This is a genomic window from Burkholderia cenocepacia, from assembly GCF_014211915.1.
In the GTDB taxonomy this organism is placed as follows: domain Bacteria; phylum Pseudomonadota; class Gammaproteobacteria; order Burkholderiales; family Burkholderiaceae; genus Burkholderia; species Burkholderia orbicola.
Window position 1 is genome coordinate 421,018 of sequence record NZ_CP060041.1, and the last position, 14,601, is coordinate 435,618.

The 14,601-nt window shown below is 68.6% G+C and carries 15 protein-coding genes; 9 read left to right on the forward strand and 6 right to left on the reverse strand.

Annotated features, from left to right (window positions below; genetic code table 11):
- Positions 1-2: 2 nt before the first annotated feature.
- From SY91_RS31075 to SY91_RS31100, 6 genes are read left to right on the forward strand one after another with little or no spacing between them, the layout of a single operon-like run.
- Positions 3-1,076: a TauD/TfdA family dioxygenase gene (locus SY91_RS31075; RefSeq protein ID WP_012337016.1), complete on the forward strand. Its 1,074-nt coding sequence runs from the start codon at positions 3-5 to the stop codon at positions 1,074-1,076.
- An 11-nt stretch (positions 1,077-1,087) separates the two neighbouring features.
- Positions 1,088-2,101: an ATP-binding cassette domain-containing protein gene (locus tag SY91_RS31080; RefSeq protein WP_023476704.1), complete on the forward strand. Its 1,014-nt coding sequence runs from the start codon at positions 1,088-1,090 to the stop codon at positions 2,099-2,101.
- Complete coding sequence (locus tag SY91_RS31085; protein WP_023476705.1) at positions 2,094-3,173, forward strand: ABC transporter permease; 1,080 nt, start codon at positions 2,094-2,096, stop codon at positions 3,171-3,173. Before SY91_RS31080 ends, SY91_RS31085 begins: the two co-directional genes overlap by 8 nt.
- A gap of 36 nt (positions 3,174-3,209) precedes the next feature.
- Positions 3,210-3,752 carry a hypothetical protein gene (locus SY91_RS31090; protein WP_023476706.1) on the forward strand — a complete coding sequence of 181 codons (543 nt, stop codon included), beginning with the start codon at positions 3,210-3,212 and terminating at the stop codon, positions 3,750-3,752.
- A gap of 2 nt (positions 3,753-3,754) precedes the next feature.
- Positions 3,755-5,173, forward strand: coding sequence for an FAD-binding oxidoreductase (locus SY91_RS31095; protein WP_043887784.1), 1,419 nt, complete (start codon positions 3,755-3,757; stop codon positions 5,171-5,173).
- A gap of 32 nt (positions 5,174-5,205) precedes the next feature.
- The gene (locus tag SY91_RS31100; RefSeq protein WP_023476707.1) at positions 5,206-5,457 is read left to right on the forward strand and encodes a hypothetical protein; all 252 of its coding nucleotides are present in this window, start codon (positions 5,206-5,208) and stop codon (positions 5,455-5,457) included.
- A 25-nt stretch (positions 5,458-5,482) separates the two neighbouring features.
- On the opposite strand, the gene SY91_RS31105 is transcribed toward SY91_RS31100, so the two are convergent.
- The 4 genes from SY91_RS31105 to SY91_RS31120 form a co-directional block, all read right to left on the reverse strand.
- On the reverse strand, positions 5,483-6,574 hold the full coding sequence (locus SY91_RS31105; protein WP_043887786.1) for a lactonase family protein: 1,092 nt from the start codon (positions 6,572-6,574) through the stop codon (positions 5,483-5,485).
- 99 nt (positions 6,575-6,673) lie between these two features.
- Positions 6,674-8,026: a TRAP transporter large permease gene (locus SY91_RS31110; RefSeq protein ID WP_006481162.1), complete on the reverse strand. Its 1,353-nt coding sequence runs from the start codon at positions 8,024-8,026 to the stop codon at positions 6,674-6,676.
- Positions 8,027-8,030: 4 nt separating this feature from the next.
- Positions 8,031-8,603: a TRAP transporter small permease gene (locus SY91_RS31115; protein ID WP_006481161.1), complete on the reverse strand. Its 573-nt coding sequence runs from the start codon at positions 8,601-8,603 to the stop codon at positions 8,031-8,033.
- Entirely contained in the window at positions 8,600-9,586 is a 987-nt protein-coding gene (locus tag SY91_RS31120) for a TRAP transporter substrate-binding protein (protein WP_034175457.1), read from the reverse strand. The genes SY91_RS31115 and SY91_RS31120 overlap by 4 nt, the downstream gene beginning before the upstream one ends.
- Before the next feature lie 565 nt (positions 9,587-10,151).
- On the opposite strand from SY91_RS31120, the gene SY91_RS35320 reads away from it, so the two are divergent.
- On the forward strand, positions 10,152-10,346 hold the full coding sequence (locus SY91_RS35320) for a hypothetical protein (protein WP_074808121.1): 195 nt from the start codon (positions 10,152-10,154) through the stop codon (positions 10,344-10,346).
- Between the two features lie 35 nt (positions 10,347-10,381).
- Here SY91_RS35320 and SY91_RS31125 read toward each other — a convergent pair whose 3' ends face one another.
- Together SY91_RS31125 and SY91_RS31130 are read right to left on the reverse strand one after the other, a co-directional pair.
- Entirely contained in the window at positions 10,382-11,467 is a 1,086-nt protein-coding gene (locus SY91_RS31125; RefSeq protein ID WP_226242192.1) for a helix-turn-helix transcriptional regulator, read from the reverse strand.
- Positions 11,468-11,767: 300 nt separating this feature from the next.
- Positions 11,768-12,019 carry a hypothetical protein gene (locus SY91_RS31130; RefSeq protein ID WP_043887787.1) on the reverse strand — a complete coding sequence of 84 codons (252 nt, stop codon included), beginning with the start codon at positions 12,017-12,019 and terminating at the stop codon, positions 11,768-11,770.
- A 507-nt stretch (positions 12,020-12,526) separates the two neighbouring features.
- Between SY91_RS31130 and SY91_RS31135 the strand changes: the two genes are divergently transcribed.
- Together SY91_RS31135 and SY91_RS31140 are read left to right on the forward strand one after the other, a co-directional pair.
- Positions 12,527-13,585, forward strand: a complete 1,059-nt coding sequence (locus tag SY91_RS31135; protein ID WP_023476711.1) for an NAD-dependent epimerase/dehydratase family protein — start codon at positions 12,527-12,529, stop codon at positions 13,583-13,585.
- The gene (locus SY91_RS31140) at positions 13,582-14,571 is read left to right on the forward strand and encodes an AraC family transcriptional regulator (protein ID WP_023476712.1); all 990 of its coding nucleotides are present in this window, start codon (positions 13,582-13,584) and stop codon (positions 14,569-14,571) included. The genes SY91_RS31135 and SY91_RS31140 overlap by 4 nt, the downstream gene beginning before the upstream one ends.
- Positions 14,572-14,601: the final 30 nt, after the last annotated feature.

A 14,601-nucleotide genomic window follows, 5' to 3' on the forward strand; every position in this document is an offset into this window, starting at 1 on the left:
CGATGACCGATCTCGCCTTCCTCGCCGCGCATGCGGCCGTGCGGCTCGGCGCCGACGACGTGCACTGCGCGCCGGTCGCGCCCGGCGCGACGCTGCCGCTGTGCGTGACGCCGCGCAGCGCCGAACTCGCGACGTCGCCGGAGATGTTCGTCGCATGGTACCGGTCGCGGCTCGACACGATCGACACGCTGCTCGACGCATGCGGCGCGCTGCTGTGGCGCGGCTTCGCGGTGCCCGACACCGCCGCGTTCGGCCGCCTCGGCGCGCTGTATCCGGCGCACGCGAACGGCTATACGGCCGGCGCCGCGCCGCGCAAGCAGATCGACGGCCAGGTCTACGAGTCGACCCGCATGCCGCCGCCGTTCAGGATCGGGCTGCATCAGGAGATGGCCTACATGCCCGCGTTTCCGCGCCTCGTCGCGTTCTACTGCCGGCAGCCGGCCGACGCGGGCGGCGAAACGCCGATCTGCGACATGCGGCGCGTGACCGCGCGCGTGCCGGCCGCGCTGCGTGAGCGGTTCGCCGAACGCGGCGTGATGTACCTGCGCAATTTCGCGGCGCCGGGCGACCGCGCGGACGGCCTCGCGGCGAACCCGAACCTGCCGTTCGCCGCGTACCACCGGCCGTGGGACGACGCATTCGGCACGACCGAGCGCGACGAAGTCGAGCGGCTGTGCGCCGAGCGCGGCGTCGGCTGCCGCTGGCTCGACGACGGCAGCGTGACCGTGTCGCACGTCGGCAGCGCGCTGCGCACGCATCCGCGCACCGGCGAAACGGTGTGGTTCAACCAGGCGAGCGCGCAGCACCCGAACCCGCGCTCGATGGGCGAGCTCAGCTATCGCTACCTGCAGCGCATGTACGGCGCGCGCGCCGCGTTCCCGTACGAGATCCGCTACGGCGACGGCGCACCGATGCCGTTCGACGATCTGGTGGCGATCTACGACGCGCTCGACGACGAGGAATGCGCGTTCCCGTGGCAGGCCGGCGACGTGCTCGTCGTCGACAACATGCTGGTCGCGCACGGCCGCAACCCGTACCGGGGCGCGCGCGACACGCAGGTCATGCTGTTCGACTGAGGATGCCGACGATGAGCGTTTCGTTTCTGGCGTCCGTGCGCGCGATGTTCGCCCCGCGCGCCGCGTTCGACCGGCCGCGGCGCGCGGGCACGCCGCCGCTGCCCGACGCACATGCGCCGGGCGCGGCGCTCGGCGCGCGCGCGATCGACGTCGCGGCCGGCGATTTCCGCTTCTCCGCGCGCCACGTGCGGTTCCGGCTCGGCGCGATCACCGCGATCGTCGGGCCGAACGGCTCGGGCAAGACCACGCTGCTCGAAACGCTGCTCGGCTTCCGGCGCGGCGGCAGCGACGTGCGCGTGCTCGACGTGCCGGCCGAACGCTTCATGCGCGATTCGCGCTCGCTGCAGCGAATCGGCGCGCAATTGCAGAAGGTCGAGTATCCCGATCATCTGCGTGTATCCGAGATCGTCGCGCTGCACCGCGCGATGTACGCACACACCGATGCGGCGATCACCGACGCGCTCGGCATCGCCGAACTGCTCGACAAGCCGTGCCGCGCGCTGTCGAAGGGGCAGCGCCAGCGCGTGGACCTGTACGTCGCGCTCGCGCACCGGCCCGAACTGGCTGTGCTCGACGAGCCGTTCACGGGCCTCGACCGTCGCTATGCGGGCGTCGTGATCGACCTGCTGCGCCACCGCGCGAGCGGCACGAGCGTCGCGATGATCTGCCATTCCGAGGAGGAACTGAGCGTGGTCGACGATCTCGTCTGGGTGCGCGACGGCGGCGTGCGCTACCAGGGCGACCAGGACACGCTGCGCGCCGAGCTCGTCGGCGATGCGCGCGCGGTCCTGCATTGCCGCGACGCAGCCGATGCACGCGCGCTGCGCAAGCGGCTCGCGGCGCTGCCCGGCGTGACCGGCGTGCGCGTGTCGGCCGCGCACGTGGTCGAGGCGTTCGGCGATGCGACGCTGCATCCGAACGTGCACCGGATCGTCGGCGAACAGGGTATCCAGCATCTCGCGCTCGCGCCGAGCACGCCGGGCGACCTGCTGCGCCTGTGCACCGAGGGCCCGACCCATGACTAAGGTGTTCCTGATCCTCGTGCGCAACGAGCTGCTCGGCTATCTGCGCAGCCGCTCGTCGCTGTTCTGGACGCTCGTGTTTCCAGTGTTCCTGCTGAGCGTGATGCTGTTCGCGTTCGGCGGCTCGGGCTCGCTCGGCACGGCCGACATCGCGTTCGACGTGCCCGGCGGCGCGACGCCGTACAACCAGGCGTGCAAGGCGGAGATCGTCGCCAGCATGTCGCACAGCGACACGGTGAAGGCGACCTTCGGCGGCCGCGGCACGCCGGCCGAGCGCGTGACCGTCGTGCTCGGCGCCGACGAGCGCACGCCGGCGACGATCCGCTACGACTTCAACGGCTCGCTCGCGGTGAAGGCGGCGTCGCGGGTCGTCGAGATCGCGCTCGCACGCTGCGCCGCGCAGCGGCTCGGACTGCCGGCCGCGCAGGCACGCTTCGAGAATGCCGCGCCCACGCGCCGCCCGTTCGACTATGGCGCGTTCTTCGCGACCGGCATCCTCGTGATGGCGTTCATGGCGATCGGCCTCAACTCGACGACCACCGCGATCGCGGCGCTGCGCGAGCGCAATACGTTCAAGCTGTACGTGTGCTTCCCGGTCTCGCGCGGCGTGTTCCTCGCCGCGCTGATCGTCGCGCGGATGGCGATGATGGCGCTGTCGGCGCTCGTGCTGCTGACGGTCGCGCGCGTCGCGTTCGGCATCGCGCTGCCGATCGCGACGCCGGACGGGCTGCGCGCGTTGCCGATCGTGCTGCTCGGCGCGGCGATGGTGCTGAGCATCGGCGTGCTGCTGGCCAGCCGCACCCGCTCGCTCGCGGCCGCCGAACTCGCGTGCAACGTCACCTACTACCCGCTGCTGTTCTTCAGCGACCTGACGATCCCGATGCACGATGCGCCCGCGTGGCTGAAGGCCGGGCTCGCGTTCCTGCCGACCAACCAGTTCGCCGTCGCGCTGCGCGGCGCGCTGGTCGACGGCGCGCCGTACGCGCAGCTCGCGCCGCAACTGCTCGGCATGACCGCGTGCACCGCGCTGTTCCTGTTCGCCGCCGCGCGGCTGTTCCGCTGGCACGACGCCTGACGCGTCGCCCCGCTGTTTCGACGAAGGAGAGACACGATGAAATCGAACCATCCCATAACCGACTACCTGCTGCACGCGAGCAACTTCCTGCCGGCGATCGTGTTCCTGTTCTACGGCCGGCTCGGCCCCGAGCAGCCGGACCTGCGCTGGACCCACGCGTTCCTGATCGGCGGCGTGCTCGCACTCGTGCACGGCGCGTGGCTGATGCGCCGCGCGGAGCGCAACAGCATCGCGCTCGGCGTCGACCTGTTCCTCGTGATCGGCGCGGTGCTCGCGCTCGTCTCGCCGACAGGTAGCCGTCTGTGGGGCGAGGAACTCGGGCCGGCGGCGATGCTCGTCTGCGTGCTGGTGGTCGGCATCGTGCATACCGCGTGGTCGGACGGCGGCTTCGTCGACGGCACGTTCGTCGACCACGCGCGTACACGGTCGCTGTCGCTCGTGCTGCTCGCCGTCACCGTCGTCGCGCTCGCGGTGTCGATCGCGATGCGCCACAGCCCGCTGTGGGGCGGCGTCGTGCCGCTGATCGCGCTGGTCGTCGTGCGCGGCCGGCTGCGCAAGCAGCTCGCGCGGGCCAGCTGACGATGAACGCGCTGCCCGCCCCCGCGGCACACGCCGCGCAACGGCACGCGCTCGCCGCGGCACTCGGCGACGGCTGGCTCGAAGGCGCGGCCTGCGAGCCGTATGCGACCGACGTCGTGCAGCACGGCGGCGTGCCGCTCGGCGTCGCGCGACCGGCTTCGACCGCCGACGTGCGTGCGCTGGCACGCGTCGCCGTCGCGCACCGGATCATGCTCGTCGCCCAGGGCGCGCGCACCGGGCTCGTCGGCGCGGCCGTGCCCGATCGCAGCGGCACGCAATGCGTGGTGTCGTTCGAGCGGATGCGCACCGTGCGCGCGTTCGATCCGGCCAATCGCAGCATCACGGTCGAGGCCGGCGTACGGCTGTCCGACATCAACCGTCTGGCGGGCGAAGCGGGGCTCTGCGTGCCGATCGATCTCGGCAGCGATCCGGCCGCCGGCGGCCTCGTCGGCGCGAACGCGGGCGGCAGCCGCCTGATCAAGTACGGCGACGTGCGCCGTCACGTGCTCGGCGTCGAAGTGGTGCTTGCGGATGAAGCCGGCACCGTGATCGACGCGCTCGCGCCGCTGCGCAAGCGCAACGCGGGCTTCGACGTTGCGCAGTGCTTCATCGGCGCGAATGGCGCGAACGGCCTCGTCACCGCCGTGTCGTTCGCGCTCGCGCCGCTCGAACGGTCGTCGTGCGCGGCGTTCGTCGCGTTCGCGTCGTACGATGCGGCGCTCGCCGGCCTGCTCGCGTTCGAGCGCGCATTCGGCGAGTTGCTGTCGGCATTCGAGTTCATGTCGGCGGCGGCGGTCGGCTGTGTCGCCGCCGCGTTTCCGACATTGCGCGTGCCGTTCGAGACCGACGCTGCCGCGTGCTACGCGCTCGTCGAAATCGCGACCGGCATGCCGGGGCTCGATGCGTTGCTCGAGGAACGCACCGTCGCGACGCTCGACGCCCTGGCGAACGAACGCGTCGTGCTCGACGCGGCGTGCGCGCCGGCGGAACGGTTCTGGCGGATTCGCGACGCGCTGCCGGCCGCGGTCGCGCAGGACGGCCTGCCGCTGTCGTTCGACGTGTCGTTTCCGCGCGGCGCGCTGGCCGGATTCGTCGCCGCCGCCGAGCAGTGGCTCGCCGCCGCGCATCCGGCGCTGCGCTGTCATGCGTTCGGCCATTTCGGCGACGGCGGCTGCCATCTCGTCGTGTCGATTCCGCATGCCGAGGCAGCACGCTACGGCGCGCTGCAGCAGGTGGCGCTGCGCGGCGCGCTGTACGACCGCGTCGTACAGGCAGGCGGCTGCTTCAGCGCGGAACACGGCGTCGGGCCGGTCAATATCGCGTACTACCGCAAGCACGTGCCGGCCGCGCAACGGCAACTCGCCGGCGCCGTCCAGCACGCGATCGATCCGCTCGGCTTGATCGGGCGGGTCCGTTACTGATGCACCGTTTCGACACCCCAAGGAAAATTCGCATGATGTCGCCACACCCGCCCAGCCCCGCCGTCACCGCCGAGCCGGACGACGATTCATCGTCGGCGGGCATTCCCGCGCTGCCTGACTCCGGCGCAATGGTCAACGTGCGCGGCGTCGCGCATGTCATTGAATTGCCGCCGCGTGACCACGCGCGGCCGGCGCTGTGGCGCGAGCTTGCGCACTGGCGCAACGATCGGTCGGCTGATGACGCATCGGGCGGCGACGCCGTACCGGACGCGCCGCGGGGTTAGGCGAACGTTCGCGCCGCACGCCGAATCAGTTCGTCCCGTCGTACGTGACGATCTCGATCCAGTTCGCGCCCTTGCCGACCGGATACTTGCCGATCGCGTCGAGATGCCCGGTGTGGCCGTCGATCCGGTACACGGCCAGCGTCGGCGACAGCTGCCCCGCCGCGAGCAGATACTTGCCCGACGGATCGATCGCAAAACCGCGCGGCTGCTGTTCGGTCGCGAACGTGCCGATCCGCACGAGCCTGCCCGATGTCGCGTCGACGCGATACCCGGCGAGCGTGCTCGACGTGCGCTCCGATGCGTACAGGAAACGCCCGTCCGGCGTCAGATGGAGATCGGCGCCCCATGGCTTGTCGCCGTGAAAATCGGGCGGCAGGATCGACACGGTCTGGATCGGGCGCGCATCGGCGCCGCCGTGCGACAGCGCGAGCACGTGCAGCTTGCCGTCGAGTTCGTCGATCAGGTACGCGAAGCGGCCGTTCGACGAGAACACGAAATGGCGCGGGCCCGACTTGTCGGGCAGCCGGTACGCGGGCGTCGTGTCGTCGGTCAGCATTCCCGTCGACGCATCGAACGGCAAGCGCAACCACGCATCCGCGCCGAGCACCGACGCGAACGCGTAGCGGCCGTCCGGCGACTGGCGGATCGCGTGCGCCATCGGGCCGGTCTTCACCGTCTGCCGCACGTCGCCCGCGACGCCGTCCGCGCCGATCCGGTTCACCGCGAGCAGGTTGCCGCCATACGACGCCGAGAACAGGTAGCGGCCCGACGCATCGGTCGACACGTACGCCATGCTGTCCGCGAGCGGCGCGCGGCCCAGCTCGATCAGCCGCCCGTCGAGCGGATTGATCGCGAAGCTGACGACGCGATACGGCGTCGAACGCAATGCCGCGTACAGGCGCCGATGATCGGGCGACAACGCCATCGGCATCACGGTGCCGTCGACCGGCACGGTTTCGATCGCGGTCAGCGCACCGTTCGCCGTGTCGACGCTGAACACCGAGATATCGCGGCTGTCGCTGTTCGACACGTACGCATACGTCGCCGCGTGCGCGAGCGAGGCCGCCATCGTCAACGCAGCCGCCGCCACGGCGCGCCGCAGGAGAGTCGTTTTCATCGAAGTGCCGTGAAGTGAAGAAAGGGAACCGCGCATGCAACCGCGGCGCCGGACCACCTCGGTCGTCCGGCGCCGCGACGGGCGAAACGCGCGACGCAATCAGAACACCGCGTGCCCGCTGATCAGGCTCGGCAGCCACGTCGAGAAGAACGGCATGTACGTGACGATGTTGATCGCACTGAAGATCGCGAGGTAGTACGGCCACGCCATCTTCGTCGTCTCGCCGATCGACACGTTGCCGATCGCGCAGCCGACGAACTGCACCGACCCGATCGGCGGGTGCACGAGGCCGAGCGAGCAGTTCAGCAGCAGCATGATCCCGAACTGCACCGGCCCGACGCCGCACGCCATCGCGATCGGCAGGAACAGCGGCGTCGTGATCAGGATGTGCGCGGCCATGTCGACGAACGTGCCGAGGAACACCTGGATGATGTTGATGTACAGCAGCATCAGCCACGGCGCCGCGGTCGACTGCTTCAGCAGCCCTTCGATCGCATCCGGAATCTCCAGGTACGACATCTGGAAGCGCAGCATGTTGGACACCGCGATCAGCAGCAGCACGACGCCCGTCGTGCGTGCCGCATGCGACAGCGCGCGGCGCAGCTTCTCGGCCGTCAGCGTCCGGTAGACCACCGCGGTCAGCACCAGCGAGTACACGACGGCGATCGCGGCCGCTTCGGTCGCGGTGGCGATGCCCTTCGCGACGCACACCAGGATGATCGCGATCACCATCAGCCCCGGCACCGCGCCGACGAAGCTGCGCAGCACCGCATACCAGCCGGGAAACCGCGGCAGCGCGGACGAGCCGTCCTCGCGGCGCGGATAGCCGTGACGCACGGCCTGCCAGTACGCGGCGGCGAGCACGAAGCCCATCACCCACAACACCGGCAGGAGCCCCGAGAACAGCAGGTCGCCGATCGACACGCCGCTCACCGGCTGGCCGTGCAGCATCCCGGTGATGCCCTGCGCGGCGAACGCGTAGATGATCATGTTGGTCGACGTCGGCATCAGCGCGCCGGCGAGCGACGCATGCGTCGTCACGTTGACCGCGTACGCGGCGCTGTAGCCTTCGCGCTTCATCAGCGGAATCACCACGCCGCCCATCGCCGACGTATCGGCGGTCGGCGAGCCCGACACGCCGCCGAACAGCGTGCACGCGACGACGTTCGCCATCCCGAGGCCGCCGCGGAAGTGGCCGACGGTCGCCTGCGCGAAGCGCAGGATGCGGTCGGCGATGCCGCCATGCAGCATCAGTTCGCCGGAGAAGATGAAGAACGGCACCGCGAGGAACGAGAACGCGTTCATCCCCGAGATCATCGCCTGCATCGCGGTCGCGATCGGCAGGCCTTCGACCATGTAGGTCAGCACGCACGCAATGCCGAGCGCGAACGACACGGGCACGCCGAGCACGAGAAATATCAGAAAACTGACGGACAGGATCGCGAGTTCCATGGCGTTATTGTCCCGACGAAGAACGACGAAGCGCGAGCAGGTGCTCGAGCGAGAAGAAGACGATCGCGACCGCCGCGGGCATCGTGATCAGGTAGCGCACGCCTTCGGGCAGCCCGATGATCGGGATGCGGTCGCCCATCGTCTCGACGGCCATGCTGCCGCAGCCGATCATGATCATGATCGCAAACGCGATCAGGCTCAGGTGCTGGATCGCGATGACCACCGTGCGCGCCTTCGGCGACAGCCGGCGCACCAGCGAATCGAGGCCGATATGGCCGCCGTCGCGCACCTTCATCGCGGCGCCGAACATCGCGATCACGATCACGAGCAACAGCGCGATCGGCTCGACGAAATCCGGCGCGTTCTCGAACACGTAGCGCATCACGACCGCGTAGAACACCAGCACCGTGAGCACCGCGAGGCACGCGGACGCGATCACGGCCAGCACGCGGAACAGCACGTCGTTCACGCAGCGCAGCAGCGGCGCGGCATGCGGCCGCGCGGGCGGCGTGCCGTCCGGGGCAGCGGCCGACCCGCCCGCGGCCGCCGCGCTGTTCAGGGAAGTGCGACGCGTCACTTGGTGGCCTCGATCTCGTCGACGATCTGCTTCATCTGCGGCGTCTTTTCATACTTGGTCCACAGCGGCTGCATCGCCTTCACGAACGCCGCGCGGTCGATCTGCGCGGCCGGCAGGATCTTCGCGCCGCCCTTCGTCACCAGCTGCTGCGCGGACGCCTCGCGCGCGGTCCACAGCTTCTGGTAGTACGGCACCGAGTCAGCCGCCGCCTTCCGGATCGCCGCCTGCTCCTGCGGCGACAGCGTGTCCCAGATCTTCTTCGAGAACACCAGCACTTCCGGCGTCATCGCGTGCTGCGTCTCCGAGTAATCGGGCGCCACTTCGTAATGCTTGGTTTCCTCGTACGACGGCAGGTTGTTTTCCGCCGCATCGACGAGGCCCGTCTTCAGGCCCGTGTAGACCTCGGCGAACGGCATCGGCGTCGGCGTGCCGCCCATCGCCCGGATCTCGTCGACCATCAGATCGGACGGTTGCACGCGCACCTTCAGCCCCTTCATGTCGGCCGGCGAGCGCACCGGGCGCTTCGCGTAGATCGAGCGCGCGCCGCTCTCGTAGAACGTCAGCGCGATCATCCCCTTCGCGGTGAACGCATCGAGGATCTTCTGGCCGGCGGGGCCGTACATCGCCTTGCGGAAGTGATCGACGTCGCGGAACAGAAACGGGAACGACGGAATCAGCGACTCCGGCACGATCTCGTTGAACGATGCGCCGTTCACGCGCGCCATGTCGATCGCACCGATCCGCACCTGGTCGACGGTGTCCTTCTCGGAGCCCAGCGCGCTGTTGCCGAACACCTTGATCGAATCCTTGCCGCCCGTCTGCTTCGACAGCGCGTCGCCCATGAACTTCACGGCCATGTTGGTCGGGAAGTTGTCGCCGTGCACGTCCGCCGAGCGGAACACGCGCGCCTGCGCGGAGATCGCGAAGCCGGCCATCAAGGCGACGGCCAGGGCGGTACGGGAGCCGGTGAATCGGTGCTTCATGGTGAGTCTCCTTGATGGTCGATCGTTGTTGTGCGGCGATCCGTCGGCAGGCACCTGCTTCATCCAGGCGCGTCCTTGAATCGCAGAGTCATACGTCGTATGACGTGTTGAGCGAATGTACGTCGGTTAACCGTTTAACTCACTTGGTGCATACCCCTATAACCCATGCCAGAAAGGTTTGTTGGCAGAAATCGAGGAAGTGCATTCTCCATTTTCGCATTTTTTCGCGAAACGTTTTCCGGAAACGGATCAGCATGCGAACTGGACGCCGGCGCGGCAGCTTCCGGACAGCCAGTGGCATTTCCGTCGCTTCGCTTGCAGATGTTGTAGGATGACTGACCAGAAAATTGCCACGTCGCCTTGTTGTCCCACGCGCTTGAACCGGCCAGCGTGCTCGGCTTGCAGCAAGGCGGTCGTCGACTATTTTCCGGATATCGACCAGTGGCAGCCGTTCGGGTCGACGTGGGCGCTGTAGCGCGCGGTCGTTCCGTCGTCATCGCGCGTGCCGCCTGGCAGGCACGTCCGATGCGCGCCGCGACATCATGCAACGCACAAGGAGCCCGTGATGTCGACCACGAAGCCATCAGCGCCCCCCGACCCGGCTACCCCGCCGAACGCCGGCGACGAAGGCCCCGCAGGCGCGCCGGGTATCGGCGAGGACACGTGCCGCGTCTGCCGCGGCACCGGCAGGGTGGAGGGCCAGCCCTGCACCGTCTGCGGCGGGACCGGCAAGATACTGCAGGGAATCGGCGGCGGATAGGTAAAAAGGCCGCCGCGCCGGCGCGCGTCGCGCGCTCAGGTCTGCATGACCAGCGACGTCAGTTGCGCGGCGCGCGCCACGTCCGTCTTCGTGTAGATCGACTTGATCTGCGCGCGGACCGTGCCGATCGACACGCCGCGCAGCGCCGCGCACTCCTGCGGCGAGCGTCCGTCGCAGCACAGCAGCACGGCCAGCTCGGCTTCCGCCGACGACAACCCGTAGAACACCCGCAAGCGTTGCGCACGCGCCGACGGCGCACGCAGGTCCGCGGCGGTCATCAGCGCCGCGACGCCGGGCCGTTCGCGCGCGAGGCGCGACTGTTCGGGAACGGGGATCAGCGCAAGCGGCAGCGGCTCGCCCGTCGTACGCCGCAGCAATAACCCGCCGCGCGCGAACGCGTACCGCCATTGCGTGTCATCGACGCAGCCTTCCGGCGCGAAACGGCCGTTGACGATCCGCAGCGCCGGTTCGGCGGCGATCAGCTGATCGGCCGCGCGGTTCGTATAGCGCAGTTCGCGCCGCGGGCCGAGCAGGAACACGGGCACCGGCACCGCATCGAGCGCCGACTCCGCAGCAGCCACGCGCGCTTCGAGTTCGCCGATGCGCGCATGGATGCGCAGCGCGCGACTGATGTGGCCGCCCATGATTTCGATGGTGCGGCGCTGCGCGTCGGACAACCCGTGCGATTCCGGGCCGCTCTGTACGCTGAGGAAAGCGCCGGCGCCCTCGCCGCGATGGATGTACAGGCCCGAGATGCCGCCGAGCCCGAACGGATGCATGAATTCCCGATAGAACACGCCATGTGTACGCTGCCGCACCGACAGGTGCTTGACGTCCTCGAACCAGCGCCCTGCCGGCCAGTCGGCGGCGACCGGCACGACCGGGTCGTACGGGTAGAACTCGGTGTTGTAGCGGTGGTGGCATGCGGCGACCCATGACGGATCGTCGCCGGCTGCCCGCTCGATTGCCGGCATCCGCGCCGCGTCGTCGAACGACAGCAGCGTGGCCATGCGCGTGCCGACCGTCAGACGCAGCCCGTCCAGCACCGCTTCCCATCGTTGATCGCCCAGTGCCGCAGCGTAGACGTCATCGATCCATGCCGAGGGAATCAATCCGTTCATCTGCATCTGGCCACCCCGCGCCGTGCGTTTTTGTCGAACGCCGTTCGGGCATCTTACTCAATCGGTCTGATTGTTCAAATTGCCGATGCGGATTTGGCCGAAATACCACGTTTGTCACCGTTTCTCGTCAGACGTAATGGTGGTTTTTGACGCGGCGGGCGTGGAATCGGTGGCGATGCAGACGGCCGATGGCGGCCTGCGGCGCGGGTCGCGCGGGACGAAATCTTGTCGCGAGTGGAGGCGTGCGAGGCCGGATGCGATGCAATGGAACGCGGTTCGGCACCCGGCCCGACGATGCACTTACTTCATCGCCACGAACCGCGCTTCCATCTCGTCGATCTTCGCGAGCACGGCTTCGCTCAGCTTTCTGACGTGACGCGGCACGTCGGGCGTGGACAGCAGTTCCTCGATACGCCCGCGCCAGTAACTCGGATGCCTGACGCGCGCCGCGCCCGACATCGACACGTCGTCGATGTCCGTCTCGCTGTCCAGCAGCGCCACCATGCGCTGGATATGGGAGAGCTCTCGTTCCACATAGTCTCGTGCGAGCATATTGATTGAAATTCCCCGAAATACGACATCAGGCCTTCCGTCATCAACGCGTCGTCGACCGCGGCGCCAACGACGCACCGCGGACGTTGCGCATCAGCGTACGCGACGACCGTGTCAACCGACTGTGCGGACGCTCACGGCGATCGACACGCAACGGCAGGCCTGTTCGATTGTTCTGGTGATATCCGGTCCCCGGCGCCTTGTAGACCATCGTAGGCGTACCGCTCGGCGACGGCATCCCCAAAAGTGGGGATGCCGGCCGATATGGGCGAGGAATCGTTGCCGGCAACGACGAGGGCGAAAAACGCAAGCGGGCGCGACGGCGCGACGGACCATTGTTGTCCGGCAATACGATGGCGACGATTCCGGCGCTCCGCTCACTTTCACCTCCGACGAATCGGCCGTCGTGCCTGTCGCCCCCTGCATGTCGATTGGCGCGCTTTGCGAGTGAAGTGGCGTGCAAAAGGCGGCATCATGGCGCATCACTTCTGCAACGGAATCCCGCCCATGAATATCGATACCGACCTCCCCGTCATGGTCACCGGCGCGACCGGCTACGTCGCCGGTTGGCTCGTGCAGCGGCTGCTCGAGGCCGGCGTGACGGTCCATGCGGCCGTCCGCGACCCCGACAGCCCCGACAAGCTCGAGCATCTCCAGCGCATCGCGGCCGGCAAGCCCGGCACCCTCCGCTATTTCCGCGCGGACCTGCTCGAACCCGGGTCGTACGCCGACGCGATGGCCGGTTGCGGGACCGTGTTCCATACCGCGTCGCCCTTCACCGTCACCGTCCGCGATCCGCAGAAGGAGCTGGTCGATCCGGCGCTGCTCGGCACGCGCAACGTACTCGAGACGGCCAACCGCACGCCGTCGGTGCGGCGCGTCGTGCTGACCAGCAGTTGCGCGGCGATCTACGGCGACAACGCCGACCTCGCCGCGACGCCCGACGGTGTGTTCACCGAAGCAATCTGGAACACCAGTTCGTCGCTGACCCACCAGCCCTATTCGTATTCGAAGACGGTCGCCGAGCGCGAAGCGTGGAAGATCGCCCGCCAGCAGCAACGCTGGGATCTCGTCACCATCAACCCGTCGCTCGTGATCGGGCCGGGCATCAATCCGTACGCGACGTCGGAAAGCTTCGAAATCGTGCGGCAGATGGGCAACGGCACGATGAAGGCCGGCGTGCCGGATCTCGGCCTGGGTGCGGTGGATGTCCGCGACGTGGCCGATGCGCATCTGCGTGCGGCGTTCCTGCCGAACGCCAACGGCCGTTACATCGTGTCGGCGCACGACACGAACCTGCCGGCGATGGCCGCCACGCTGCTGGAACGGTATGGCGCCGACTACCCGATTCCGCGGCGCATCCTGCCGAAATGGCTGGTGTGGCTGATCGGCCCGCTCGCGAACAAGAGCGTGACGCGCCGCGTGGTCGCCCGCAACATCGGGCTGCCCTGGCGGGCCGACAACAGCCGCAGCCGCAACGAGCTCGGGATGCGCTATCGCCCGCTCGCCGAGTCGATGAACGACTTCTTCCAGCAGCTCGTCGAAACCGGGCAATTACAGAGATGAACCGCTTCGCGATCTCGCCCGGCTGGCAGGTCATGATGGTCGACCTTGGCCTGCGCGCCGACGAACTGCTGCGGCGCGCGCAGTTGCCCGCCGATCTGTTCACGCGCCCCGAGAACGGGTTGACGACCCGCGAGTACTTCGGCCTGTGGCGCGCGATGGAAGACATGGCGAATACGCCGGCCGTCGCGCTGCGCATCCTCGATCTGCTCGCCGTCGAAACCTTCGATCCGCCGCTGTTCGCCGCGTTGTGCAGCCCGAATCTGGAGATCGCGATCCGGCGCATCGGCCAGTTCAAGCCGCTGATCGGCCCGATGCGGTTGCGTGTGTCGCACGAGGCCGACGCGCTCACCCTCGCCGTCGACTTCCTGGAACGCGACGTACCGCCGCCCGGCATGCTGGTCGCGGCCGAACTCGGCTTCTTCGTGAAACTCGCGCGGCTGGCGACCCGCACCGAGTTGCCCGCGCGCGCCGTCATGCTGCCGCGCGACGTCAGCCCCCATCCCGGCTATGCGCGCTTTTTCGGCGTGACGCCGCAGTACGGCGATGCGCCTTCCGTGAGCGTGGCGCTGCAGGATGCGCGGCGTCCGTTCGTGACCGCGAACCATGCGATGTGGCAGATTTTCGAACCCGACCTGCGCCGCCGCCTCGACGCACTGTCGGCCGAGGCCGGCATCGTCGAGCGCGTGCGCGCGACGCTGCTCGAACTGATTCCGGGCGGGCTCGCCACCGCGGACGGCGTCGCGCAAACGCTTGCGATCAGCAAACGGACGCTGCAGCGGCGGCTCGGCGACGAAGGCGCGAACTTCAAGACCCTGCTTGCGGAAGTCCGCGAGAAGCTCGCGTGGCATTACCTCGATCGCTCGGATCTGCCCTACAGCCAGATCGCTTTCCTGCTCGGCTACCAGGACCCGAATTCGTTCTTCCGCGCATTCAATGAATGGACCGGAATGACGCCCGAAGCCGCCCGTTCACGCACGGCGCGTTGATCAACGCGAAGCGGCCCGCCCTGTCTACCC

Coding starts and splice junctions, on each gene's coding strand:
- SY91_RS31080 (WP_023476704.1), top strand. CDS start 1,088: ATGAGCGTTTCGTTTCTGGCGTCCGTGCGCGCGATGTTCGCCCCGCGC.
- SY91_RS31110 (WP_006481162.1), bottom strand. CDS start 8,026: ATGGAACTCGCGATCCTGTCCGTCAGTTTTCTGATATTTCTCGTGCTC.
- SY91_RS31100 (WP_023476707.1), top strand. CDS start 5,206: ATGATGTCGCCACACCCGCCCAGCCCCGCCGTCACCGCCGAGCCGGAC.
- SY91_RS31075 (WP_012337016.1), top strand. CDS start 3: ATGACCGATCTCGCCTTCCTCGCCGCGCATGCGGCCGTGCGGCTCGGC.
- SY91_RS31135 (WP_023476711.1), top strand. CDS start 12,527: ATGAATATCGATACCGACCTCCCCGTCATGGTCACCGGCGCGACCGGC.
- SY91_RS31130 (WP_043887787.1), bottom strand. CDS start 12,019: ATGCTCGCACGAGACTATGTGGAACGAGAGCTCTCCCATATCCAGCGC.
- SY91_RS31125 (WP_226242192.1), bottom strand. CDS start 11,467: ATGAACGGATTGATTCCCTCGGCATGGATCGATGACGTCTACGCTGCG.
- SY91_RS31140 (WP_023476712.1), top strand. CDS start 13,582: ATGAACCGCTTCGCGATCTCGCCCGGCTGGCAGGTCATGATGGTCGAC.
- SY91_RS31105 (WP_043887786.1), bottom strand. CDS start 6,574: ATGAAAACGACTCTCCTGCGGCGCGCCGTGGCGGCGGCTGCGTTGACG.
- SY91_RS31090 (WP_023476706.1), top strand. CDS start 3,210: ATGAAATCGAACCATCCCATAACCGACTACCTGCTGCACGCGAGCAAC.
- SY91_RS31085 (WP_023476705.1), top strand. CDS start 2,094: ATGACTAAGGTGTTCCTGATCCTCGTGCGCAACGAGCTGCTCGGCTAT.
- SY91_RS35320 (WP_074808121.1), top strand. CDS start 10,152: ATGTCGACCACGAAGCCATCAGCGCCCCCCGACCCGGCTACCCCGCCG.
- SY91_RS31120 (WP_034175457.1), bottom strand. CDS start 9,586: ATGAAGCACCGATTCACCGGCTCCCGTACCGCCCTGGCCGTCGCCTTG.
- SY91_RS31095 (WP_043887784.1), top strand. CDS start 3,755: ATGAACGCGCTGCCCGCCCCCGCGGCACACGCCGCGCAACGGCACGCG.